This is a genomic window from Rhodobacter maritimus, from assembly GCF_058747975.1.
In genome coordinates, this window is sequence record NZ_CM179095.1 from 1162252 (window position 1) to 1186402 (window position 24151).

Below are 24151 nucleotides of genomic sequence, written 5' to 3' on the forward strand. Positions count from 1 at the left end.
GCCTTCGATCACTTGATCCGATACCAGTCGGATGCGTTCCAAAGCTCGGAATCCCAGGTGTTCAACACCACGCCGCCAAGCGTGTTGGAATGGGCCGACAGGCGGCCACGGTCCACCAGCGGCACGATGGTGAAGCTGTCCTTGGTCAGCATGTCATTGAGCTTCTTGGCAATTTCAGCGCGCTGATCCATGTCGCGGGTTTTCACCAGCTCGGCCACCAGCGCGTCATAGGCGGGATCGCAGAAGCGGTTGACGTTTTCACCCTGCCACTGGGTTTCCGGGCGCGGGGCCTTTTCGCAGGTATATTGCGCCAGGTAGGGCTCGGGGTCGGTGCCGTCGAAGTTGTTGGCATACATCTCCACGTCCGCATAGAATTTCTGGAACGTATCGGGCGAGCCCGCATCGCCGCCGAAGAACACCGACGGGTCGATCGACTTCAGCTCGACCTCGACGCCGATATCGTTCCACCACTGCTTGATGATGGCCTGGAAATCCTGGCGGATCGCGTTGACCGAGGTCTGGTAGACAAGGCTCAGCTTCTTGCCGTCCTTGTCGCGCACGCCGTCACCGTCGCTGTCGGTCCAGCCCGCCTCGTCCAGCAGGGCCTTCGCTCCCTCGACATCCTGCGTCAGGCAGCCGGTATTGTCCGAGGCGAAGAACTCGGGCGCGGGCACGAGGTTGCAGGTGGGCCGCCCGGCATTGCCATAGCCGATATCGACAAGGATCTGCCGGTCGATCGCCATCGACAGCGCCTGGCGCACGCGGATGTCCGACAGGATCGGATGGGGGTGCTTCGTGGTGGCGCGCTCGCCCTCGGGCAGGTCGGGCGAGGGGTCGGTCATGTTCATCTCGATGCGTTCGACCAGCGTGCCGAAGGCGCTGACGAACTGGCCCTTGCCGCCGCCTTCCATCTGGGCCTGCACCTCGGGCGAGATCTGGGTGTTCCAGGCATAGTCGAACTCGCCCGTCTCCATCACCGCGCGCGCGGCTGCGGTGGCATCGCCCCCGCCCTTGACCAGCGCCGTGGCGAAGGCCGGTTTGGCCGGATCGCGGTATTCGGGGTTGGCCTCCAGCATCACGGTGTCATTGGTGCGGAACTCGGTCACACGGAACGGGCCGGTGCCGATCGGCTTGAAGTTCTGCTCGGTGCAGGTCGAGGCCGCCGGGCCGAGGCAGTTGGCGAATTGCGCGGCCTGAAGCAGCGGGGATTGCGCGCCGACAAGCGTGGTGAAGGGGTTCGGCTTGGCGTCTACAAAGGTGATCTTGATGGTCAGGTCGTCGACCGCCTCGACCTTCTCGACCCCCTCGTAACGCGCAAGCTGCGCACAGCCGCCTTCGGGATGCATGCAATAGCTGGCGGTGAACACCGCGTCATTGGCCGTCACGGGCGTGCCGTCGGACCATTTCAGGCCGGGGATCAGCTTCCATGTGATGGATTTGAGGTCTTCCGAAATGCCGCCGTTCTCAAGGCTCGGGATCTCGGTCACAAGGCGCGGGATCACCTCGCCCTTTTCGTTGAAGCCCGCCAGGGCTTCCAGCACGAGGCTGCCGACCTCGACATCCTTTGTGCCCGAGGACAGGTAGGCATTCATCGTCGAGACGGCTTGGGCGTAAAGGATTTTTACCTCGCCGTCGGTGCCGCGTTCGGCAAGGGCCGCAGGCGCGAAGGCCATTGCTGCGGCAGCGCCCATCAGGGCGGTTCTCAGTTTCATGTCACTCTCCTTGTTGCGTCGGTTTTCTTGTTTTTCCGGGCGTCGTCTTGCGCGTGGTCCGGTTCGCGGCTGGTTTGCGCCGCGCGGCGGGCGCCTTGGTCGGGGCGGGTTTGGCCGCGGCGGGGCGGGGCGGAAGACCGTCATTGTAAAGGTGGCAGGCGACGAAGCGGTCGGGGGCCACCTCGCGGAAGGCTGGTTCGTGCACGCGGCAGGTGTCCATCACCCTGGGGCAACGGGTCGAGAAGTTGCAACCCTTCGGCGGGTTCGCGGGCGAGGGCACGTCGCCCTTCAGGATGATGCGCTGTCGCGTGGCCTCGGTCTCGGGGTCGGGTTCGGGCACGGCGGACAAGAGCGCTTGCGTATAAGGATGCAGCGGTTCGGCATATAGTACCTCGCGCGGGGCAAGCTCGGCGATCTGGCCGAGATACATCACCGCCACCCGGTCCGCGATATGGCGTACCATCGACAGATCGTGGCTGATGAACAGATAGGTCAGGCCAAGGCTGTCCTGCAACTCCTCAAGCAGGTTCACGACCTGCGCCTGGATCGACACGTCAAGCGCCGCGATCGGTTCGTCGCACACGATGAACTTGGGGTTTAGCGCAAGTGCACGGGCGATGCCGATCCGCTGGCGCTGCCCGCCCGAGAATTCGTGCGGGTAGCGGTTGGCGAAGTCGCGGTTCAGGCCCACCTGGTCCATCAGCTCATAGATCCGGGTCAGCTTTTCGGCCCCCGACATGCGGGTGTGTTCGTCCAGCGGTTCCCCTATGATCGCGGCGACCGTCATGCGCGGGTTCAGGCTGGCCTGCGGGTCCTGAAACACCATCTGCATCTTCGGTCGCATCTTGCGCAGCCGGTCCGAGGGCATGGACAGGATGTTCTGGCCGTCGATCATGACCGAACCGGCCGTCGGTTCATAAAGCCGCAGGATCGCGCGCCCGCAGGTGGACTTGCCGCAGCCGGATTCGCCGACAAGGCCAAGCGTCTCCCCCTCGCGGATGGTGAAAGAGACGTTGTCCACCGCCTTCACATCGCCGATCCGCCGCCGCAGCAGCCCCGAGGTGATCGGGAAATACATCTTCAGGCCCTTGACCTCGATAAGGGTCTTTCTGTTCGCGGTATCAAACATCGCGCGGCCCGTCCTTGTCGAAATCCCAGAAACAGGCCGCATCATGGCCCGGACCCACGTTGAAGCGCGGCGGATTCTGGATCGAACAAAGGTCGATCGCATGCGGGCAGCGCGCGCGGAACGCGCAGGAAATGGGCGCGGCCCACAGGATCGGGGGCTGGCCCTCGATCACGTTCAGCCGGGCTTCGCGGGCGCCGCGCACCGAGGGCACGGTCTTCAGCAGCGCGCGGGTATAGGGGTGGCGGGGGCGGGTGAAAAGCTCGCGCGCAGGGGCATGTTCGACGATCTGGCCGCCATACATCACCATCACCCGATCGGCGATGCCCGCGATCACGCCAAGGTCATGGGTGATCCAGATGATCGCCATGCCCAGCTTGTGCCGCAGATCCTTCACCAGTTCCAGGATCTGGGCCTGGATCGTCACGTCCAGCGCGGTGGTGGGTTCGTCCGCGATCAGGACCTTGGGGTCGCAGGCAAGCGCGATGGCGATCATCACCCTTTGCCGCATCCCGCCCGAGAACTGGTGCGGATAATCCTTCAGGCGGCGCGCGGCATCGGGAATGCCGACCAGCTCCAGCAGTTCCTGCGCGCGCAACTGCGCCTGCGCCTTGCTCATGCCCATGTGCTTGATCAGCGGCTCGCGCAGCTGATAGCCCACCGTGAAGACCGGGTTGAGCGAGGTCATCGGGTCCTGAAAGATGAAGCCGATGCCGGGGCCGCGCACTTCGCGCAGGGTGTCCTCGTCGCTTGCCAGAAGGTCGATCCCGTCGAAACTGACGCTGCCCTTGCGCACCTCGGCCGGGGGCGAGGGCAAAAGCCCGATCAGCGACATCATCGTAACCGACTTGCCCGAGCCGGATTCCCCCACCACGCCCAAAAGCTCTCCGGGGCGCAGCTCGAAGCTGACGGAATTGACGGCATGGACTTCGCCGCCGCGGGTTTTGAAGATCGTCTTCAGCCCGTCCACTTCAAGGACGGGACGCGCGCCATCCGGCATCGTCTTCCCCCAGCTGTTGGTTCTTTTATTATTGTTTTATCTGGTCTTTTGCCCGTTTTCGGGCAGCCATTTTCCTTGAGTGTCGGGGATTTGCCGATTTTGCGCAACATTCTTGTGCAGCATTGGCGTCACGTCAGACTGTCCTGCTGGCCTGGCGTGACAATGGGTCCATAGGGATGTGTTTGTATCCTTATCGGAAACGTCGATCGGCGGCTTCGTGGGGGCTTGCGGGGCGGCGGTCTTTGCCACAGGCTGGAAAAAGGGGCATCATGCCCGTCCGTTTTCCCATCCGACAGGAGCGTCCGCCATGCCCGTCAAGAACCGTTTTGCCGAACTTCTGCCCGAGATCACGGCCTGGCGCCGCGACTTCCACGAAAACCCCGAGCTGCTTTTCGATGTGCACCGGACGGCGGGAAAGGTTGCCGCGCTGTTGCGGGATTTCGGCTGCGACGAGGTGGTCGAGGGGATCGGGCGCACCGGTGTCGTGGGGGTCATTCGCGGGCGCAGCGACAGCAAGGGCCGCGTGATCGGGCTGCGCGCGGATATGGACGCGCTGCCCATTCACGAGGCGACGGGGGTCGACTATGCCTCGAAGGTGCCGGGCAAGATGCATGCCTGCGGCCATGACGGGCATACCGCGATGCTTCTGGGGGCCGCGAAATACCTGGCCGAGACGCGCAATTTCGACGGCACGGCGGTGGTGATCTTCCAGCCCGCCGAAGAGGGCGGCGGCGGCGGGCGCGAGATGTGCGCCGATGGCATGATGGAGCGTTTCGGCGTTCAGGAAGTCTATGGCATGCACAACATGCCCGGCATTCCGGTGGGTCATTTCCATATCCGCGAAGGTGCCATGATGGCGGCGGCCGATCAGTTCGACATCCTTGTAACGGGCAAGGGCGGCCACGCCGCCAAGCCTCATGACTGCATCGACACGACCCTTGTCGCCAGCCATATCGTCGTGGCGCTGCAATCCATCGCCAGCCGCAATGTCGATCCGCTGAAGCAGGTCGTGGTCTCGGTCTGCACCTTCCGCACCGAATCCGAGGCGCATAACGTCATCCCCCAGACCGTCTTCCTGCGCGGCACCGTGCGCAGCATGGACCCCGAGGTGCAGGATTTCGTCGAGGCGCGCGTGAAGGCCATCGCCGAGGGCACGGCCGCGACCTTCGGGGCCAGTGCAAAGGTCGACTACATGCGCGGCTATCCGGTGACCATGAACGCCCCCGACAATACGCGCTACGCGATCGAGGTGGCGCAAAAGATCTCGGGGCAGGTCAATCCCGATGCCGCGCCGCTGATGGGCGCCGAGGATTTCAGCTTCATGCTGAACGAACGCCCCGGTGCCTATATCTTCCTTGGCAATGGCGACACCGCGATGGTGCACCACCCGGCCTATAATTTCGACGACAACGCCATCCCCTTCGGCTCAAGCTGGTATGCCGGCATGGTCGAGGAACGCATGCCGGCCGCCTGAGCCGCGAGCGGGTCTGCGCGGGGCCTAGCGGAGCACCATGACCGAGCAGGGCGCGTGGCGCACCACCCGCGACGCGGTGGAGCCAAGCAGGTAGTCCTGCAAGCCGGGCTGGTGCGAGGCGACGATGATGCAATCGGTCGGGTTTTCGTCGATCCAGTCGAGGATCTCCTGCGAGGCGTGGCCGTTGCGGATCACGGCCGCGCCCTCGGGGAAATCCGCGGCCAGGCGGTCCAGCTCGGCCTGGATCGAGCGCTTCAGTTCGATATCGTAGCCCTCGGGCATGTAGCTGATGGCATAGCCCGGCACATCGGGCATGACATGCAGAAGCGTCACGCGCGCACCTTCGCCGGCCAATGCGCGCGCCGCCTTCAGCGCCGCCTCGGGCGAGTGTTCGCCATCCAGCGCGATCGGAACCAGAATATTCTTGAACATCGGCATCTCCTTCCGTTTCGGGCCAAGCCTGTCAGGGCGCGGCCATGTCTGCCTTGATCCGGGTCAACCGCCGGTATGGCTCATGTGGCGGCTGACCTGACCGCTGACGGTTTGCCGGGAATAGTCGAAGTCATGACCCTTCGGCTTTCGCGCGATGGCCGCGCGGACCGCCGCGATCAGGGCGGCGTCGTCCGGGGCGGTGCGCAGGGGCGCGCGCAGGTCGGCCATGTCCTCCTGGCCCAGGCACATAAACAGCTCGCCCGTGCAGGTGACGCGCACCCGGTTGCAGCTTTCGCAGAAGTTATGCGTGAGCGGGGTGATGAAACCGATCTTCTGCCCGGTCTCTTCCAGCCGCACATAACGCGCCGGGCCGCCCGTGCGTTCGGCCAGATCGTGCAGCGTGAACCGTTCGGCCAGACGCGCGCGCAGATCCTTCAGCGGCCAGTAACGGTCAAGCCGCGCCTCTTCGCCCATGTCCCCCATCGGCATGACCTCGATGAAGGTCAGATCGTGCCCCTCGGTGGCGCACCATTCGGTCAGGCCGAACAGCTCGTCCTCGTTGAAGCCCTTCAGCGCGACGGCGTTGATCTTGACCCGGATGCCGGCGGCGCGGGCCGCGGCGATGCCGTCCAGCACCTGCTCCAGCCGGCCCCAGCGGGTGATCTCGGCGAATTTGGCGGGATCGAGCGTGTCGAGCGAGACATTGACCCGTCGCACCCCGATTGCCGCCAGTTCGGGTGCGAAACGCTTCAGCTGCGAGCCGTTGGTCGTCAGTGTCAGCTCATCCAGCGCGCCCTTCTCGAGATGGCGCGCGATGGTGCGAAAGAAGGTCATGATGTCCTTGCGCACCAAGGGCTCGCCCCCGGTGATGCGCAGCTTGCGCACGCCAAGTCCGATGAAGGCGCTGCACAGCCGATCAAGCTCCTCCAGCGACAGCAGATCCTTCTTGGGCAGGAACTGCATGTGTTCGGCCATGCAATAGGTGCAGCGGAAATCGCAGCGATCGGTGACGGATACCCGCAGATAGGTGATCGGGCGGGCGAACGGGTCGATAAGGGGCGCGGCGTTTTCCATGCCCGGAAGGTAGGGCCTGACCGCAGGCGCGGCAAGGGGGAACGCCCCCGCAGGCCTGCGGCAAGAGTGCGTGATTGCGCGCCTGCGTCACCGGCGCTAGGCTTGGCTTCCAAAGTATCGGGAAAAGGGCCGGTCATGCGCGTCTGGAGTGTGGTGCCGTTGGTTGTGGCGGTCTCGGCCTGTGGCGTGTTGCCCCGCCTCGGGCGGGCGCCGGAAAGCCCCGCGCCCGTGCCGGCCGCACCGCCCGTGGCGGTAGCCCCCTTGCCCAGGCCGACCGCGCGCACCCCGGATGCGCTTGACACCACCACGCCCGCGGAGCGCGCCGAAGCGACGGCCGGATCGCCGGTGCAGGGGGCGCGGCTTGGCACCACCATCGCCTCTCTTGGAAATCCGACCGAGCCCGGCTTCTGGATTCGCACGCCGCTTGCCCGCAACGAGGGGCCGGGCCGGATCGAGGACCCGGCGACCGGCAAATCGGTGCGGCTGCATCTGATCCCGCTTGATGCCCCTGCGGGGGCGGGCAGCCAGGTGTCGCTTCCCGCGCTCAGGCTTCTGGGGGTGTCGCTGACGGCGCTGCCCGAAGTGGTGGTCTATGCCGAGTGACGCGCCGCGCTAAAGGTATTTTCCGGCCTCGCGCCGCGCAAAGGGCTTGAGCTGCGCGCCATGTGCCTCAAGCCAGGCCGCGGTGCGGGGGGCATCGTGCCGCGACAGATCGCGCAGCCACCAGCCGATGGCTTTCTGGATGAACCATTCCCGTTCGGGCGCTAGCCGGGCGCACCAGCCCAGGACCCGGTCGCGGATGGCCAGATCGGCGGGCTTTGGATGGTTCTGCCGTGTCCAGGGCAGGGTGATGACCAGCGCGGCGCGGCGGGTCCACATGTTGTCATGGGACAGCCAGCCCTCGACCGTGTCCAGACGCGCGGGCTCGGCCAGAAGCCGGCGCCCGCCCGCCTTGCAGGCCTGATCGGCAAGCGCCCAGCCGTCGAAACCCGGCACCCAGCCGGCGATCAGATCCCAGGCCGCCGCATCGGGGCGCAGGCGCGCCTGGGTCAGCAGCTTGGCGGCGGCGACCCGCGCCTCGTGGACATCGCTTTGCCACAGCGCATCGGCAAGGGCCACGCGCCCGGCCACGTCGAGGCCCGTGCGCCATTCGGCCACCAGTTCCTCAATCTGCGGCACCGGAAGGCCCAGATAGCGCCGGGGGGCCTTGTGATAGGTGGCCATTTCGGCCGCCTTCGCGGGATCGGCGCGCGCCCCAAGCGCGGCAAGGGCCGCGGCCGCATCCGGCGTGGTCATTCCACCGTCACCGATTTGGCAAGGTTGCGCGGCTGGTCGACATCCGTGCCCTTGGCGACCGCGGTGTGATAGGCCAGAAGCTGCGCGGGCAGGGCGTAAAGGATGGGCGCGAAGGGCTCGGCCACCTCGGGCATACGCAACTGCGCCCATGTGCCGTCGCCCGCCTCGCGCAGCCCGCGCCCGTCCGAGACAAGCACGACCTGCCCGTGCCGGGCCATCACCTCCTGCATGTTCGACACGGTCTTGTCGAACAGCCGGTCATGGGGCGCGAAGACCACAACGGGAACCGTCCGGTCGATCAGCGCGATCGGCCCGTGCTTGAGTTCGCCCGACGCATAACCTTCGGCGTGGATATAGCTGATTTCCTTCAGTTTCAGCGCCCCTTCAAGCGCCAGCGGATACAGCGGCCCGCGGCCAAGGAACAGTACGTCCTGCGCCTCGGCGATGCCATCGGCAAGGGCCGCGATCTCATCCGAGGCCGACAGCGCGATGTTCATCAGGCCCGGCAGCGCGCGCAGCGTATCCAGATGGCCGGAAAGTTCGGCCGGCGCGATATGGCCCCGGTCCACGCCCGCCTTCAGCGCCAGCACCGCCAGCACCAGAAGCTGGCAGGTGAATGCCTTGGTCGAGGCCACGCCGACCTCGACGCCCGCAAGGATGGGCAGCGTCACCCCCGCCTCGCGCGCGATGGACGAGGTGGGCACGTTGACCACCGCGACGGTCTTTTCCACCCGTTCGGTGCAATAGCGCAGCGCGGCCAGCGTATCGGCGGTTTCGCCCGACTGGCTGACGAAAAGCGCCCAGCTTCGCGGCGGGATCGGCGGCTCGCGGTAGCGGAATTCAGAGGCCACGTCGATTTCGCAGGGCAGGCCCGCGAGGCTTTCGAACCAGTATTTCGCCACCGAGCAGGCATAATAGGCCGTGCCGCAGGCCACCAGGGTCAGCCGGTCGAGCCCCTTGAAATCCAGCTCTTCGGGAAGGTTCAGCCCGTCCGCGCCCAGATAGTGGCGCAGGGCATCGCCCAGAACGCCGGGCTGTTCGGCAATCTCCTTGGCCATGAAATGCTTGTAGCCCGCCTTCTCGACCTGCGCCTGCCCGGCGTCGATGCGCGTGGCCTCGCGGTTGGCGCGGCGGCCTTCGGCATCGAAGATCTCGGCGCCGGCGCGGGTCACGAAGGCATGGTCGCCCTCTTCGAGATAGGTGATGCGGTCGGTCATCGGCGCCAGGGCGATCGCGTCCGAGCCCACGAACATCTCGCCCTCGCCATGACCGATCACAAGGGGCGAGCCCTTGCGCGCGGCGATCATCAGATCCTCTTCGCCGTCGAAAAGCCACAGCAGGGCAAAGGCGCCCTCAAGGCGCTTCAGCGTGGCGACGGCGGCTTCGCGGGGCGGCATGCCCTGATCCATGTAAAGCCGGGTCAGCAGCACGACGGTTTCGGTATCGGTTTCGGATTCGGGCGCAAGCCCCGCTCCGGTCAGTTCCGCGCGCAATTCGCGGAAGTTCTCGATGATGCCGTTATGCACGACCGCCACGGGCCCCGAGCGGTGCGGATGCGCGTTCCCCTCGGTCGCGGCGCCGTGGGTGGCCCAACGGGTATGGCCGATGCCGGATTTACCCAGAAGCGGCTGATGCACCAGAAGATCGGACAGGTTCACCAGCTTGCCCACCGCGCGGCGCCGGTCAAGCCGGCCCTCGTTGACGGTGGCGATGCCCGCCGAGTCGTAGCCGCGATATTCCAGCCGCTTGAGCGACTCGACCAGCAGCGGCGAGACTTCGTGTTTTCCCAGAACGCCGATAATTCCGCACATGGTTCAATGATCCTTTTTCGCGCTGCGCCGCGCTTTTTCCGCGCGCAGCATCTCAAAGAGTTTTCCCGCAAGGCCGGGCTTGTTGACCTGCTTGGCACGGCCAAGCGCCACCGCGCCCGCGGGCACATCCTCGGTGATCACCGACCCCGAGCCCGTAAGCGCATCATCGCCCACCGTGACCGGCGCGACCAGCATCGTGTCCGAGCCGATGAAGGCGCGCGCGCCGATGGTGGTGCGGTGCTTCATCACGCCGTCATAGTTGCAGGTGATCGTGCCCGCGCCGATATTCGTGGCCTCGCCGATATCGGCATCGCCCAGATAGGTCAGGTGGCCGACCTTCACGCCCTCGGCCAGGATGGCGTTCTTCACCTCGACAAAATTGCCGACATGCACGTCCTCGGCCAGTTCCGCGCCCGGCCGCAGCCGCGCGAACGGCCCCACCGTCGCCCCGCGCGAGATGTGGCAGCCCTCAAGATGGCAGAAGGGCAGGATCTCGGCGCCGCTTTCGACGGTCACGCCGGGGCCGAAGACGACATTCTGGCCGATGATCGCATCGCGCCCGACATGGGTGTCGAGGGCGAAGAAGACGGTGTCGGGGGCGCTGAGCGTGACACCGTTCTCCAGCGCCTCGGCCCGCATGCGCTGCTGGAAAAGCGCCTCGGCGCGGGCAAGCTCGGCGCGGGTGTTGATGCCAAGCGTCTCATCCTCGGGGCAGGTCACGACGGCGGCGCGGCGCCCCTGTGCGCGGGCGGCGGACACGATGTCGGTCAGGTAATATTCGCCCGCCGCATTGTCGTTCGACAGGCCGGCCACCAGGTCGGCCAGAAGCCCCGCGTCACATGCAATAACACCGGAATTACAAAGTGTTATGGCGCGCTCTTCATCCGTTGCGTCCTTGAATTCCACGATCCGCTCCAGCATTGCGCCATCGGCCACCAGCCGGCCGTAGCGGCCCGGATCGGCGGCTTCGAATCCCAGAACCGCCACATCGGCCTCGGCCGCAAGCATCGCCTCCAGCGTCTCGGGGCGGATGAAGGGCGTATCGCCGTAAAGCACCACCACGCGACCCTCGAAGCCCTCAAGCGCGGGCAGCGCCTGTGCCACGGCATGGCCGGTGCCCAGTTGCTCGGTCTGAAGGACGACCTCGGCCTCGGGGTCATGGGCGGCAAGCGCGCGCGTCACCCGTTCGGCGCCATGGCCGGCCACGACGACCACGCGCGCCGGCTCCAGCGCGCGCCCGGCGCGCAGCGCATGCGCCACCAGCGGCGCCCCGCCCAGACGGTGCAGCACCTTGGGCAGGTCCGAATTCATGCGGGTGCCTTGCCCGGCGGCCAGAACGATCAGCGCGATTGACATATTGGTGCCTTTTCTTCCGTGTCGGCCCGTTTTACCCATGGCACGGCGCGCCGCAAGGGGAAGCGCTTCACACAACCTTTCGCCCTGTTACGATCGGAGCCCTCATGCGCACGGTGATTTTCGACCTCGACGGCACGCTGGCCGATACCTCGGCCGATCTGATCGCGGCGGCGAATGCCTGTTTCCGGGCGCGGGGGCTGGGCGATCTGCTGGACCCCGCCGCCGATGCGCTGACCGCGTTCCACGGCGGGCGGGCGATGCTGCGGCTGGGTTATGGCCGCGCCGGTCTGCCCGAGGATCTGGTCGATGCGGATTATCGCCCGCTGCTGGCCCATTACGCGGCCGCGATCGACACCCACACCCGGCTTTATCCGGGCGCGCCCGAGGCCGTGGAGGCGCTGCGCGCGGCCGGGTTCGCCACCGGCATCTGCACCAACAAGCCCGAGGGCCTTGCGCGCGATCTGGTAGCGCGGCTGGGGATCGCGGAGCTGTTCGGAAGCCTGATCGGCGCCGACACGCTGCCCGTGCGCAAGCCCGACCCCGCGCCCTACCGTGCCGCGGTCGAGGCGGCGGGGGGTACGGTCGCGCGCTCGATCCTGGTGGGGGACACCGCCACCGACCGCGACACCGCGCGCGCCGCCGGCGTGTCCTGCGCGCTGGTGACCTTCGGCCCCGAGGGGCGCGAGATTGCGCGCCTCGCCCCCGAGGCGCTGCTGGAGCATTATGCCGAGCTGCCCGCGATTGCCGAGCGCCTGATCGGCCCCCTTTGACAGCGTCCACCCGCTGGCCTAGCTTGCGCAGAAGGAAACGGGGCTGCCGAAATGCAAGGATCTTCCAGCCCGCATGCGGTCGGCTTCGTCCTGCTTGCGGTCTTTCTAGATATGGTCGGGTTCGGCCTGATCATCCCCGTTCTGCCGCGGCTGATCGAGGATGTCGGCGGGCTTGATCTTGCGCGCGCCTCGCTGATCGGGGGGTGGATGTTTGCCGCCTTCAGCCTTGCGCAATTCGCCTTTGCGCCGCTGATGGGCAACCTGTCGGACCGCTATGGCCGCCGGCCGCTTCTGCTTCTGGCGATCTTCGGGCTGGGGGTGGATTACCTGTTCCACGCCTTCGCGCCCACGGTCGGCTGGCTGTTCGTGGGGCGGATCGTGGCGGGGATCTGCGGCTCGTCCTATGTCATCGCCAATGCTTTCCTCGCCGATGTCACCCCGCCCGAGGGGCGCGCGCGCGCCTTCGGCCTGATGGGGGCGGCCTTCGGGCTGGGCTTCGTGCTGGGCCCCGCACTAGGCGGCCTTCTGGGCGAGCTGGACCCCCGCATGCCGTTCTATGTGGCTGCCGCCCTGTCGGGCTGCAACCTGATCTACGGCGTCTTCGTGCTGCCCGAGACGCTGCCGCCGGAAAAGCGGCGCCGCTTCGACTGGGCGCGCGCCAACCCCCTGGGCACCTTGCGCGTGTTCCGGCGCCATAGCGGCGTGCTGCCGATGGCGGCGGTGCTGCTGGTCTATTTCTTCGGCACGGCCGTCTATCCCGCGATCTGGGCCTTCTGGGGCATGGCGAAATTCGGCTGGAGCGAGGCGATCGTCGGGCTGACGCTTGCGGCCTTCGGCATCGTGATGGCCCTGTTCCAGGGCGCGCTGACCGGCCCCGCGGTGCGGATATGGGGCGAATGGCGCGTGGCGCTGATCGGGCTTGTGATTGCGGCGGCGGCGGCGGTGGGCTACGGGCTTGCCGGCGGGCTCTGGGCGGTGCTGGTGCTTCTGGTGATCCACGGCCCCGAAGGCTTCGTGCACCCGATGCTGACCGCGCTCATGTCGCGCGCCGTCCCCGAGGATGCGCAGGGCGAGCTTCAGGGCGGCATCGCCGCCGCGATGAACCTGGCAATGCTGGCGGGCACGATTTTCTTCACGCAGGTCTTCGGCTATTTCCTGTCGCCCGGCGCGCCGTTCCGCTCGGCCGATGTGGCGTTTCACAGCGCCGGCGCGGTGCTTGCGCTGTCGCTCCTGATGTTCCTCGCGCTCGTGCCGCGCGCGCCAGCAAAGGCCTGATCCCGATGTCCGAGCGTTTCACCGGCAGCTTCACCCAGCAGGAGCCCCTCTCCGAAAGCGCGATCGAGGCGGCCGTCGCGGTGCTGCGCCACGGCCGGCTGCACCGCTACAACCTCGCACCGGGCGAGGCGGGCGAAACCGCGCTTCTGGAAGAGGAATTCGCCGCCTTCACCGGCGCGCGCTATTGCCTTGCGGTGGCCTCGGGCGGCTATGCGCTTGGCTCTGCGCTGCGCGCCCTTGGCGTGGGGCCGGGCGACCGGGTGCTGACCAACGCCTTCACCCTGGCCCCGGTGCCGGGGGCCATCGCCAGCCTCGGCGCCGCGCCCGTCTTCGTCGAAAGCACCGCGGATCTGGTGATCGACCTCGACGATCTCGCGGCGAAGGCCGGGCAGGCCCGCGTGCTGCTGCTCAGCCATATGCGTGGCCATATCTGCGACATGGAGGCCCTGATGGACCTGGCCCGCCATCACGGGCTGAGCGTGATCGAGGATTGTGCCCATACGATGGGGGCCGCCTGGGCGGGCACGCCCTCGGGGCGGCACGGGGTGATCGGCTGCTACTCCACGCAGACCTACAAACACCTCAACGCGGGCGAGGGCGGCCTGATCGTGTCGGATGACGCGGCGCTGATGGCGCGGATGATCCTGCAATCGGGCAGCTACATGCTTTACCCGCGCCACCGCGCCGCGCCGCCGCCCGAGGCGTTCGAGACGCTGAAATGGACGGTGCCCAACATCTCGGGGCGGATGGACAATCTGCGCGCGGCCATCCTGCGCCCGCAGCTTGCCGACCTGCCGCGCCGGATCGAACGCTGGAACACGCTGTATCGCAGCTTCGAGGCGGCCCTCGCCGGCGCCCCCGGCCTCCGCCTCGTCACCCGGCCGCAGGCCGAGGCCTATGTCGGCTCCTCGTTCCAGTTCCGCCTGCCCGATACCCCGGCCGCGGCCATTCCCGATTTCGTCGCGCGCTGCGCCGCCCGCGGGGTCGAGCTCAAATGGTTCGGCGCGCCCGAACCACAGGCCTTCACCTCGCGCCATGACAGCTGGCGCTACGCGCCCCCGCAATCGCTGCCGCAAACCGACCGCGTCCTCGCGGGCCTTCTCGACATGCGCCTGCCACTCACCTTCTCGACCGAAGACTGCGCGCTCATCGCCCGCATCATCGGGGAAGAACTGTCGCGGACCGCGCGCTAAGCCCCTTCATCTTCGCCCAAATATCCCGGGGGTCCGGGGGCGGCGCCCCCGGCTTTACCGGCATGTCCTACGGCGCCCCGTCGTAAAGCGGCACGGTCGAGATCGCCATCTTCGCCGATCCCTGGCTCAATTCGTTGGCATGGGTCAGATAGATCAGCGTCTGCGTGCCCTCGTCGAAGATCCGCGTCACGCGCAGCGACTTGAACACCAGCGAGCGGCCCTCGGAAAACACCGTCTCGCCCTTCGGTCCCCGCACAATATCGCCCAGCACCACCGGCCCGGTCTGCCGGCACGAGATCGCCCCGTTCGAGGGGTCCTCGAACCAGTTTCCCTGGCTCAGCCGGTCGATGACCGAGCGGCTGAAATAGGCGACATGGCAGGTCACACCGCCGACCTTCGGATCGGGAATCGCCTCGATGACGATATCGTTTCCGATCCAGTCCACCCCGACCCGGCCAACCTCCTGCGCCGCGGCGGGCAGGGTGAATGCGATCAGGGTCGCGGTCAGGAACATGCGCATGGGGAATCCTCCAAAGAAATTTTGCCCAGCATGCACCATCCCGCCCGCCACATACAGACCAAGCCTGCCGCCCCCCCCAATCACAAGGCTTGACGCGACTCGCTTCCCGTGGGCATAAATGAACAAGCGTTCAATAACGGGGGGAGGAGACCCAATGTTCACCGCTTCGATGAGCTTTGACCTGGGCGAGGATGTGAACAGCCTGCGCGACATGGTGCATCGTTGGGCGCAAGAGCGCATCAAGCCGATCGCCGCCGAGGTTGACCAGGGCAATGTCTTTCCCGCAGAGCTGTGGCGCGAGATGGGCGAGTTGGGCCTGCTCGGTATCACCGTGTCCGAGGAATATGGCGGGGCGGGCATGGGGTATTTGGCCCATGTCATCGCTACCGAGGAAATCGCGCGGGCCTCGGCCTCGGTCTCGCTGTCCTACGGGGCGCATTCGAACCTTTGCGTGAACCAGCTCAAGATCAATGGTTCGGACGAGCAGAAGCGGAAATACCTGCCCGGCCTGATCTCGGGTGAGAAGGTCGGCGCCCTTGCCATGAGCGAAAGCGGCGCGGGCTCGGACGTGGTGGGGATGAAGCTGCGCGCCGAAAAGCGCAACGGCTACTATGTCCTCAACGGCCACAAATACTGGATCACCAACGGCCCGGATGCCGACACGCTGGTGGTCTATGCCAAGACCGACCCCGAGGCGGGATCGAAGGGCATCACCGCCTTCATCGTCGAGCGCGACTTCAAGGGCTTCTCCACCAGCCCGCATTTCGACAAGATGGGCATGCGCGGCTCGAACACGGGCCAGCTTTTCTTCGAGAATTGCGAGGTGCCCTTCGAGAACGTCCTGGGGGCCGAGGGCAAGGGCGTGCGCGTGCTGATGTCGGGCCTCGATTACGAGCGTGTCGTGCTGTCGGGTATCGGCACCGGCATCATGGCGGCCTGCCTCGACGAGGTCGTGCCCTATGCGAAAGAGCGCCAGCAGTTCGGCCAGCCGATCGGGAACTTCCAGCTGATGCAGGCCAAGATCGCCGACATGTATGTGGCGATGAACACCGCGCGTTCCTACACCTACGAGGTGGCGAAGGCCTGCGACAAGGGGCAGGTCACGCGCCAAGATGCGGCGGCGACGGTGCTCTATGCCTCCGAACAGGCCATGGTGCAGGCGCATCAGGCGGTGCAGGCGCTTGGCGGGGCGGGGTTCCTCAACGACTCGGTCGTCAGCCGGCTGTTCCGCGACGCCAAGCTGATGGAGATCGGCGCCGGCACGTCCGAGATCCGGCGCATGCTGGTGGGCCGCGAATTGCTGGCGCAGGGATGAGCGGCGGGCATGAAAAAGGGCGCGGCGAGGGTCCGCGCCCTTTCCCGGCGTTCGTCGCGGTGGCCGCGTCAGAACTTCATGACGTAGGACACACCAGCGACCAGCGGGTCGATTTCGACCTCGCCGATCTTCACGCCGTTCAGGTTCACGTCGGCGTCGATGTCGATGTAGCGCAGGTCCATGCGCAGGGCGCTCTTGGCGCTCAGCGCGTAGTCGAAGCCAACATGCGCGGCCAGGCCGAAGCTGTCGTCGATTTCCAGTTCGCCAAGCGGCGAGCGGTCTTCAAAGAAGGTGGTGTAGTTCAGGCCCAGCCCGACGAACGGCGTCAGCGGACCGCCGGTCGGGATGTGGTAGTTGATCGAGATGGTCGGCGGCAGGTGCTTGGTCTCGCCGATACGCGCGCCAGCGATGTTGATGTCATGCTTGAAGGGCAGCGCGCCAAGAACCTCGATACCGATATTGTCGCGGATGAAATATTCGAACGTAATGGTCGGGCGGGTGTTGGTGCCGATCGTCGTCGCGCCGCCGGCAACGGTGCCGTTGTCGGATTTTGGGTCGACATAACCCAGACCGAAACCAAGCGTCATGTCTCCGGCCGATTGGGCGAAGGCGGGTGCGGCAAGGGCGGTGAAGGCCAGCAGGGCAAGGGATACGGTTTTCATGTTATTTCTCGCTGTTGTAACGCGCCGCGACACTGCGCCCGGACAGGCGCGCCATCTTTGACCTGAATCAATATGGTCATATTTGGGTGTGCGACATTCTGACACGGACGCAAAAGTGTAAGGCATTGGAAAGAAACGGAAAGATGCTTATAAAATCGCAAATCCTTCCTGCGTCGGAAAGCTATCGTGCAAATCGTGCGGCGCATCTCGACATGCTGTCCACCATCGGGCAGGCGGCCGCCGTGGCCGCCGCCGGCGGCGGAGCCGAGGCGACCGCGCGCCATGTCGCACGGGGCAAGATGGCCCCGCGCGAGCGGGTGGCGGGGCTGCTCGATCCGGGCTCGCCCTTCCTGGAGATCGGCGCTACGGCGGCGCATGGCATGTACGACGGCGCCGCGCCCTGCGCGGGCGTGATCGCGGGGATCGGCCGGGTCATGGGCCAGGAGGTGATGGTCATCGCCAACGACGCCACCGTGAAGGGCGGCACCTATTACCCGATGACGGTAAAAAAGCACCTGCGTGCGCAGGAGATCGCCGAGGAATGCGCGCTGCCCTGCGTCTACCTGGTCGACAGCGGCGGCGCCAACCTGCCCAACCAGGATGAGGTCTTCCCTGACCGCGACCATTTCGGCCGCATCTTCTACAACCAGGCGCGGATGAGCGCGAAGGGCATTCCCCAGATCGCGGTCGTCATGGGCTCGTGCACGGCGGGCGGGGCCTATGTGCCCGCGATGTCGGACGTGACGATCATCGTGAAGGATCAGGGCACGATCTTCCTTGCCGGCCCGCCCCTCGTGAAGGCCGCCACGGGCGAGGTCGTCAGCGCCGAGGATCTGGGCGGCGGCGACGTGCATACCCGGCTTTCGGGCGTGGCCGATTACCTGGCCGAGGATGACGCCCACGCCCTTGCCCTTGCGCGCCGCGCGGTGGGCCATCTGAACCGCGCCAGGCCCGCAACGGTGCAATGGCAAAGCCCCGAAGACCCCGCCTACGACCCCGAAGAGATCCTCGGCGTCGTGCCCGCCGACCTGCGCACCCCCTACGACATCCGCGAGGTGATCGCGCGGCTCGTCGACGGCTCGCGCTTCGACGAGTTCAAGCCGCGCTTCGGGGAAACCATCGTGACGGGCTTCGCCCATCTCAAGGGCTGCCCCGTGGGCCTCGTGGCCAATAACGGGGTGCTGTTCTCCGAGGCGGCGCAGAAGGCCGCGCATTTCATCGAACTGTGCTCGCAGCGCGGCATCCCGCTGGTGTTCCTGCAAAACATCACCGGCTTCATGGTGGGGCGGAAATACGAGAACGAAGGCATCGCGCGCCACGGGGCCAAGATGGTGACGGCGGTCGCCACGACGAACGTGCCCAAGATCACCATGCTGGTGGGGGGCAGTTTCGGCGCGGGGAATTACGGCATGGCCGGGCGCGCCTACGGGCCGCGGTTCCTGTGGACATGGCCGAACTCGCGCATCTCGGTGATGGGGGGCGAACAGGCGGCCGGGGTGCTGGCAACGGTGCGCCGCGACGGGATCGAGCGCAAGGGCGGCACCTGGTCGGCCGAGGAAGAGGCCGAGTTCAAGCGCCCCACGATCGAGATGTTCGAGCGCCAGTCGCACCCGCTCTATGCCTCGGCGCGGCTCTGGGACGACGGCATCATCGATCCGCGCAAATCGCGCGACGTGCTGGCGCTGTCGCTTTCCGCAGCGCTTTGCGCCCCGATCGAACCGACGCGCTTCGGCGTGTTCCGGATGTGAACTTTTTGCCTCCGGCGGGGATATTTGGGCAAAGATGAAAAGGCGCTTTCACCTTGTCCAAATATCCCGGGGGGCTCCGAAGGAGCGGGGGCAGAGCCCCCTGCAAGATTGAAACCGGGAGAAACCGATGTTCCGCAAGATCCTGATTGCCAATCGTGGAGAGATCGCCTGCCGAGTGATCGACACGGCGCGGCGCATGGGCGTCGCCACCGTGGCGGTCTATTCCGATGCCGACGCGGGCGCGCGCCACGTCGCCATGGCCGACGAGGCGGTGCATATCGGCGGGCCTGCCCCGAAGGACAGCTACCTCAGGGGGGAGGCGATCATCGCGGCCGCGCGGGACACGGGCGCAGAGGCGATCCATCCGGGCTATGGCTTTCTGTCCGAGAACCCCGATTTCGTCGATGCGGTCGCGGCGGCGGGACTGGTGTTCATCGGGCCTTCGGGCGATGCGATCCGGGCGATGGGACTCAAGGATGCGGCCAAGGCGCTGATGACGAAGGCGGGCGTTCCCGTGGTTCCGGGCTATCACGGCGAGAACCAGGACCCCGAGCATCTTTCGGGCGCCGCCGACGCGATCGGGTATCCGGTGCTGATCAAGGCTGTGGCCGGGGGCGGGGGCAAGGGCATGCGCCGGGTCGACCGGCCGGCCGATTTCCCGGCGGCGCTGGAAAGCGCGCAGGGCGAGGCGCAGACGGCCTTCGGCAACCCCGCCGTCCTGATCGAGAAATATGTCGAGAAGCCGCGCCATATCGAGGTTCAGGTCTTCGGCGACGGCACCCGCGCGGTGCATCTGTTCGAGCGCGACTGCTCGCTTCAGCGCCGCCACCAGAAGGTCATCGAAGAGGCCCCCGCGCCCGGCATGACCGAGGACATGCGCGAGGCGATGGGGCAGGCGGCGGTGCGCGCGGCCGAGGCGATCGGCTATGCCGGTGCGGGCACGGTCGAGTTCATCGTGGATGCCTCTGACGGGCTGCGCGCGGACCGCTTCTGGTTCATGGAGATGAACACCCGCCTTCAGGTCGAGCATCCGGTGACCGAGGCGATCACCGGCGTCGATCTTGTCGAATGGCAGTTGCGCGTGGCCAGCGGCGAGCCCTTGCCCGCGCGGCAGGAGGATCTGGCGATCACCGGCCACGCCTTCGAGGCGCGGCTTTATGCCGAGGATGTGCCCGCCGGTTTCCTGCCGGCCACGGGCACGCTGGGCCATCTGCGCTTTCCCGAAGGCGCGCGCGCCGATACCGGGGTGCGCGCGGGCGACACGATCAGCCCGTGGTATGACCCGATGATCGCCAAGGTCATCACCCATGGCCCGACCCGTGCGATCGCCCTTGCCGCGCTGACCCGCGCGCTGGAGCGCACGGAGGTGGCGGGCTCGGTCACCAACCTGGAGTTTCTGGCCGCCCTGTCGCGCCATGCGGGCTTTGTTGCGGGCGATGTCGATACCGGCCTGATCGGGCGGGATCTGGACGGGTTGATCGCGCCGGCCGCTGACAACGGCGTGGCCGAGGCGCTTGGCGTTCTGGCCGCGGCGGGGTTGCAGGCAGGCGGGGCTTCGGGCTTTGCCCTCTGGGCGCCGCTGCGGCGCGCGGTGCCCTGGGCGCGGCCTGCCTGGATTTCGGTTCTTGCCCCCGGACGGGTGGAGGTGGAGATCGAGGGCACCCGCCATCTGTGCGTGTTGCACGGCGATGGCTGGTGGGTCGACGGCGCCAAGACGGATGCGCGTTTCGCCTGTGCGCCCGATGCCGTGACGGTGTTCCTGCGCGGCGCGCATCGCTTTGAAATCCCCGACCCGCTGGACCGCGCGACCGAGGCCGCGGGCGGCGGGCTGACGCTTGCGCCGATGCCAGGGCTGGTGAAGGCGGTGTTCGCCGCGCCGGGGCAGGCGGTGGCGGCGGGCGACCGGCTGGCCATCCTCGAGGCGATGAAGATGGAGCATACGCTTCTGGCTGCGCGCGACGGCATCGTGGCCGAGGTCCTGGTCGAGGCCGGCGCGCAGGTCGAGGCGGGCGCCGCGCTGATCCGGCTGGAGGACGAGGCGTGATGCGCCTGCATCATGTGCCGCAGGCGCGCAGCTTCCGCATCCTGTGGCTTCTGGAGGAACTGGGGCTTGAGTTCGAGCTGGCCGAACATTCCTTCTTCGACAAAAGCCTGCGCGGGCCGGATTACCTGTTGCTTTCGCCCGCGGGCCGTGTGCCGGCGCTGGAAACCGGGGGGCGGGCGATCTTCGAATCCGGGGCGATCACGCAATTCCTGTGCGAGCGCGAGGGCGCGCTTCTGGGCGCGCCGCAGGAGCGTGTCGACTGGCTTGAATGGCTGCATTACGCCGAAACCATCGCCGCCCATGTCGCCAACCTGACCCAGCAGCATATCGTGCTGCGCGAAGACTGGATGCGCAGCCCCACCGTGATGCGCCTTGAGGCCGCGCGGCTTGGCAAGACGCTCGAGGTGGTCGAACGCGGGCTGGCGGGAGACTATCTTCTGCCCTCGGGCTTTTCGGCGGTGGACATCGCGGTCAGCTATGGTGCGATGATCGGGCAGCGGTTCACGTCGCTTGACGGCTTGCCGCGGCTGCGCGACTGGCTGGGCCGGCTGGGCGACAGGGCGGCCTTCCGCCGCGCGGTGGCGCGCGACGGGCGCGCGCAGATCTATACGCGGGACTTCTACCCCGCACCGGAGGCATGAGATGGCATTCGTCGAGATATTCGAAATGGCACCCCGCGACGGGTTGCAGAACGAAAAGCGCCAGATCCCTACTCAGGAAAAGGTCGCGCTGGTCGATCTTCTGGGCCGGGCCGGGTTCCGCCGGATCGAGGTGGCCTCTTTCGTCAGCCCGAAATGGGTGCCGCAGATGGCGGATTCGGCCGAGGTCCTGGCCCGCATCCGGCGCGTGCCGGGCGTATCCTATGCCGCGCTGACGCCCAACCTGAAGGGTTATGAGGGCGCGCGCGCCGCCCGCGCCGACGAGGTGGCGATCTTCGCCTCGGCCTCCGAGGGGTTTTCGCGCGCGAACCTGAACTGCACGATTGCCGAAAGCCTTGAACGTTTCGCGCCGGTGGTGGCGGCGGCAAGGGCCGACGGGGTGCCGGTGCGGGGCTATGTCTCGGTCGTGACCGACTGCCCCTATGACGGCCCGACCCCGCCGCAGGCGGTGGCCCGCGTGGCGGCGCAGCTGCGCGACATGGGCTGCTACGAGATCAGCCTGGGCGACACGATCGGCCAGGGCCGCCCCGAAACCATCGACGCGATGCTGCGCGCCGTGCTGGACGAGGTGCCGGCCGAACGGCTGGCGGGGCATTACCACGACACGGCCGGGCGGGCGCTTGCGAACATGGAGGCCTCTCTGGACCTTGGCCTGCGGGTTTTTGATGCAGCGGTCGGCGGGCTGGGCGGCTGCCCCTATGCGCCCGGCGCCGCGGGCAACGTGGCGACCGAGAAGGTCGCGGCCCGGCTGGCCGAACTGGGGTATGAGACGGGGCTTGACATGGAGGTTCTGGCCGAGGCGGCGGAACTGGCACGGAGGATGCGCGATGGCCTATAAAACGATCCGGATCAGCACGGATGCGCGCGGCGTGGCGCGGCTGGAACTTGCGCGGCCGGAAAAGCACAACGCCCTGAGCGGGCAGATGATCGACGATCTGACCGCCGCGGCGGGCGCCTTGGGCCAGGACGCCTCGGTGCGCGTGATCGTGCTTTGCGCCGAGGGCGAGACGTTCTGCGCGGGCGGCGATCTGGACTGGATGCGCCAGCAGATGGCCGCCGACGGGGCCACCCGCGCGACCGAGGCAACAAAGCTTGCCATGATGCTCAATGCCTTGAATTTGCTTCCAAAGCCGCTGATCGGGCGGGTCCATGGCAATGCCTTCGGCGGGGGCGTCGGCATGATGAGTGTGTGTGACGTGGCGATCGGTGCCGCGCCCGCGCGCTTCGGCTTTACCGAAACCCGGCTTGGCCTGATCCCGGCGACGATCGGCCCCTATGTGCTGGCCCGGATGGGCGAGACCTTCGCCCGCCGCGTCTTCATGTCGGCACGGCTTTTCGGCGCCGAAGAGGCGATGCGGCTGAACCTTCTGGCGCGCGTCGTGGCCCCCGAGGATCTGGACGCCGCGGTCGAGGCCGAGGTGGTACCCTACCTCTCCTGTGCCTCCGGCGCCGTGGCCGAGGCGAAGGCGATGACCCGCCGGCTTGGACCCAGAATCGACGAAGAAGTCATCCGCGACAGTATCGCGGCGCTGGTGAAACGGTGGGAAAGCCCCGAGGCCTCGGAGGGAATCGGCGCATTTTTCGACCGCCGGAAACCCGGTTGGCAGAAATAAACTTGCGGGGAGGAGGGCAAGGGCCCGGATTTCCCGGTGCACAATCGTATACATTCGCCACCCAAAGGCCGCGAAAGCGCAAATTCCACACCGCCTTCGGTTGACCCGGCGCGGGCGCGGGTCTAAACCACGCTCAGCCGGAACCTGCATGGCGTCGCGCCATGTCCTGAGGGAGCCAACCATGCACGATCTACTTCGTGAATACCTGCCCATCCTCATTTTTCTTGCCATGGCGACTGCACTTGGGCTTGTGCTGATCCTCGCGGCGGTCGTGCTTGCGGTGCGAAACCCCGATCCCGAGAAGGTCTCGGCCTATGAATGCGGGTTCAACGCCTTCGACGACGCGCGGATGAAGTTCGACGTGCGCTTCTACCTCGTCTCGATCCTGTTCATCATCTTCGACCTGGAAGTGGCCTTCCTGTTCCCCTGGGCGGTGGCCTTCGGGTCGATCAGCATGGTGGCCTTCTGGTCGATGATGGTGTTCCTTGCCGTGCTGACCGTGGGCTTTGCCTATGAATGGAAGAAGGGGGCGCTGGAATGGGCGTGATGACAGGGGCCAATACCGCTGCGGCCGACATGGACGTGGCGACCGCCGCGCTCAACCGCGATCTTCAGGACAAGGGCTTCATCCTGACCTCGGTCGAGGATGTCATCAACTGGGCCCGCAACGGCTCGCTCCACTGGATGACCTTCGGGCTGGCCTGCTGCGCGGTCGAGATGATGCATACCGCGATGCCGCGCTATGACGTGGAACGCTATGGCTTCGCCCCCCGCGCCAGCCCGCGCCAGTCGGACGTGATGATCGTGGCCGGCACGCTGACCAACAAGATGGCGCCCGCGCTGCGCAAGGTCTACGACCAGATGCCCGAGCCGCGCTATGTGATCTCGATGGGTTCCTGCGCGAATGGCGGGGGCTATTACCATTACAGCTATTCGGTGGTGCGCGGCTGTGACCGGATCGTTCCGGTCGACATCTATGTGCCGGGCTGCCCGCCCTCGGCCGAGGCGCTGATGTATGGCATCCTGCAGTTGCAGCGGAAGATCCGCCGCACCGGGACGCTGGTGCGCTGA

General features: G+C 66.8%; 23 protein-coding genes. 13 read left to right on the forward strand and 10 right to left on the reverse strand.

The window, feature by feature from the left end; all coding sequences use genetic code 11:
• Positions 1 to 8: 8 nt before the first annotated feature.
• From AC4PTO_RS05850 to AC4PTO_RS05860, 3 genes are read right to left on the reverse strand one after another with little or no spacing between them, the layout of a single operon-like run.
• Positions 9 to 1712: a peptide ABC transporter substrate-binding protein gene (locus AC4PTO_RS05850; RefSeq protein WP_492732792.1), complete on the reverse strand. Its 1704-nt coding sequence runs from the start codon at positions 1710 to 1712 to the stop codon at positions 9 to 11.
• Between the two features lies 1 nt (position 1713).
• Positions 1714 to 2841 carry an ABC transporter ATP-binding protein gene (locus AC4PTO_RS05855; protein ID WP_492732793.1) on the reverse strand — a complete coding sequence of 376 codons (1128 nt, stop codon included), beginning with the start codon at positions 2839 to 2841 and terminating at the stop codon, positions 1714 to 1716.
• Positions 2834 to 3838 carry an ABC transporter ATP-binding protein gene (locus AC4PTO_RS05860; protein WP_492732794.1) on the reverse strand — a complete coding sequence of 335 codons (1005 nt, stop codon included), beginning with the start codon at positions 3836 to 3838 and terminating at the stop codon, positions 2834 to 2836. The genes AC4PTO_RS05855 and AC4PTO_RS05860 overlap by 8 nt, the downstream gene beginning before the upstream one ends.
• A gap of 307 nt (positions 3839 to 4145) precedes the next feature.
• On the opposite strand from AC4PTO_RS05860, the gene AC4PTO_RS05865 reads away from it, so the two are divergent.
• Positions 4146 to 5312, forward strand: coding sequence for a M20 aminoacylase family protein (locus tag AC4PTO_RS05865; RefSeq protein WP_492732795.1), 1167 nt, complete (start codon positions 4146 to 4148; stop codon positions 5310 to 5312).
• Between the two features lie 24 nt (positions 5313 to 5336).
• On the opposite strand, the gene AC4PTO_RS05870 is transcribed toward AC4PTO_RS05865, so the two are convergent.
• Entirely contained in the window at positions 5337 to 5744 is a 408-nt protein-coding gene (locus tag AC4PTO_RS05870) for a universal stress protein (RefSeq protein ID WP_492732796.1), read from the reverse strand.
• A 63-nt stretch (positions 5745 to 5807) separates the two neighbouring features.
• Positions 5808 to 6818 carry a GTP 3',8-cyclase MoaA gene (moaA, locus tag AC4PTO_RS05875; RefSeq protein ID WP_492732797.1) on the reverse strand — a complete coding sequence of 337 codons (1011 nt, stop codon included), beginning with the start codon at positions 6816 to 6818 and terminating at the stop codon, positions 5808 to 5810.
• A 135-nt stretch (positions 6819 to 6953) separates the two neighbouring features.
• Between moaA and AC4PTO_RS05880 the strand changes: the two genes are divergently transcribed.
• Positions 6954 to 7421 (forward strand): D-galactarate dehydratase, encoded by a 468-nt coding sequence (locus AC4PTO_RS05880; RefSeq protein ID WP_492732798.1) that lies wholly within the window; start codon positions 6954 to 6956, stop codon positions 7419 to 7421.
• A 9-nt stretch (positions 7422 to 7430) separates the two neighbouring features.
• On the opposite strand, the gene AC4PTO_RS05885 is transcribed toward AC4PTO_RS05880, so the two are convergent.
• Genes AC4PTO_RS05885 through glmU form a run of 3 tightly spaced genes read right to left on the reverse strand, consistent with a single transcriptional unit; the run spans position 7431 to position 11281 of the window.
• On the reverse strand, positions 7431 to 8114 hold the full coding sequence (locus AC4PTO_RS05885; RefSeq protein WP_492732799.1) for a DNA alkylation repair protein: 684 nt from the start codon (positions 8112 to 8114) through the stop codon (positions 7431 to 7433).
• Positions 8111 to 9925 (reverse strand): glutamine--fructose-6-phosphate transaminase (isomerizing), encoded by a 1815-nt coding sequence (glmS, locus tag AC4PTO_RS05890; RefSeq protein ID WP_492732800.1) that lies wholly within the window; start codon positions 9923 to 9925, stop codon positions 8111 to 8113. The genes AC4PTO_RS05885 and glmS overlap by 4 nt, the downstream gene beginning before the upstream one ends.
• 3 nt (positions 9926 to 9928) lie before the next feature.
• Complete coding sequence (gene glmU, locus AC4PTO_RS05895; RefSeq protein ID WP_492732801.1) at positions 9929 to 11281, reverse strand: bifunctional UDP-N-acetylglucosamine diphosphorylase/glucosamine-1-phosphate N-acetyltransferase GlmU; 1353 nt, start codon at positions 11279 to 11281, stop codon at positions 9929 to 9931.
• A 104-nt stretch (positions 11282 to 11385) separates the two neighbouring features.
• Here glmU and AC4PTO_RS05900 point away from each other — a divergent pair, with 104 nt between their 5' ends.
• From AC4PTO_RS05900 to AC4PTO_RS05910, 3 genes are read left to right on the forward strand one after another with little or no spacing between them, the layout of a single operon-like run.
• Positions 11386 to 12051, forward strand: a complete 666-nt coding sequence (locus AC4PTO_RS05900) for an HAD-IA family hydrolase (protein ID WP_492732802.1) — start codon at positions 11386 to 11388, stop codon at positions 12049 to 12051.
• A gap of 51 nt (positions 12052 to 12102) precedes the next feature.
• Entirely contained in the window at positions 12103 to 13326 is a 1224-nt protein-coding gene (locus AC4PTO_RS05905; protein WP_492732803.1) for an MFS transporter, read from the forward strand.
• A 5-nt stretch (positions 13327 to 13331) separates the two neighbouring features.
• The gene (locus AC4PTO_RS05910; RefSeq protein WP_492732804.1) at positions 13332 to 14519 is read left to right on the forward strand and encodes a DegT/DnrJ/EryC1/StrS family aminotransferase; all 1188 of its coding nucleotides are present in this window, start codon (positions 13332 to 13334) and stop codon (positions 14517 to 14519) included.
• Positions 14520 to 14586: 67 nt separating this feature from the next.
• On the opposite strand, the gene AC4PTO_RS05915 is transcribed toward AC4PTO_RS05910, so the two are convergent.
• Positions 14587 to 15039, reverse strand: a complete 453-nt coding sequence (locus AC4PTO_RS05915; protein WP_492732805.1) for a CreA family protein — start codon at positions 15037 to 15039, stop codon at positions 14587 to 14589.
• Between the two features lie 154 nt (positions 15040 to 15193).
• Here AC4PTO_RS05915 and AC4PTO_RS05920 point away from each other — a divergent pair, with 154 nt between their 5' ends.
• Entirely contained in the window at positions 15194 to 16354 is a 1161-nt protein-coding gene (locus tag AC4PTO_RS05920; protein WP_492732806.1) for an isovaleryl-CoA dehydrogenase, read from the forward strand.
• A 68-nt stretch (positions 16355 to 16422) separates the two neighbouring features.
• Here the strand turns inward: AC4PTO_RS05920 and AC4PTO_RS05925 are convergent, their stop codons facing one another.
• The gene (locus tag AC4PTO_RS05925) at positions 16423 to 17016 is read right to left on the reverse strand and encodes an OmpW/AlkL family protein (protein WP_492732807.1); all 594 of its coding nucleotides are present in this window, start codon (positions 17014 to 17016) and stop codon (positions 16423 to 16425) included.
• Positions 17017 to 17159: 143 nt separating this feature from the next.
• Here AC4PTO_RS05925 and AC4PTO_RS05930 point away from each other — a divergent pair, with 143 nt between their 5' ends.
• The 7 genes from AC4PTO_RS05930 (at position 17160) to AC4PTO_RS05960 (ending at position 24151) form a co-directional block, all read left to right on the forward strand.
• A complete protein-coding gene (locus AC4PTO_RS05930) occupies positions 17160 to 18764 on the forward strand; it encodes a carboxyl transferase domain-containing protein (RefSeq protein WP_492732808.1) in 1605 nt (534 codons plus the stop codon).
• A gap of 127 nt (positions 18765 to 18891) precedes the next feature.
• Positions 18892 to 20808 carry an acetyl/propionyl/methylcrotonyl-CoA carboxylase subunit alpha gene (locus AC4PTO_RS05935; RefSeq protein WP_492732809.1) on the forward strand — a complete coding sequence of 639 codons (1917 nt, stop codon included), beginning with the start codon at positions 18892 to 18894 and terminating at the stop codon, positions 20806 to 20808.
• Positions 20808 to 21449 (forward strand): glutathione S-transferase family protein, encoded by a 642-nt coding sequence (locus tag AC4PTO_RS05940; RefSeq protein ID WP_492732810.1) that lies wholly within the window; start codon positions 20808 to 20810, stop codon positions 21447 to 21449. Before AC4PTO_RS05935 ends, AC4PTO_RS05940 begins: the two co-directional genes overlap by 1 nt.
• Before the next feature lies 1 nt (position 21450).
• Positions 21451 to 22305: a hydroxymethylglutaryl-CoA lyase gene (locus tag AC4PTO_RS05945; protein WP_492732811.1), complete on the forward strand. Its 855-nt coding sequence runs from the start codon at positions 21451 to 21453 to the stop codon at positions 22303 to 22305.
• On the forward strand, positions 22295 to 23080 hold the full coding sequence (locus AC4PTO_RS05950) for a crotonase/enoyl-CoA hydratase family protein (RefSeq protein WP_492732812.1): 786 nt from the start codon (positions 22295 to 22297) through the stop codon (positions 23078 to 23080). The genes AC4PTO_RS05945 and AC4PTO_RS05950 overlap by 11 nt, the downstream gene beginning before the upstream one ends.
• 181 nt (positions 23081 to 23261) lie before the next feature.
• Positions 23262 to 23627 (forward strand): NADH-quinone oxidoreductase subunit A, encoded by a 366-nt coding sequence (locus AC4PTO_RS05955; RefSeq protein WP_492732813.1) that lies wholly within the window; start codon positions 23262 to 23264, stop codon positions 23625 to 23627.
• Positions 23618 to 24151: a NuoB/complex I 20 kDa subunit family protein gene (locus AC4PTO_RS05960; protein ID WP_492732814.1), complete on the forward strand. Its 534-nt coding sequence runs from the start codon at positions 23618 to 23620 to the stop codon at positions 24149 to 24151. The genes AC4PTO_RS05955 and AC4PTO_RS05960 overlap by 10 nt, the downstream gene beginning before the upstream one ends.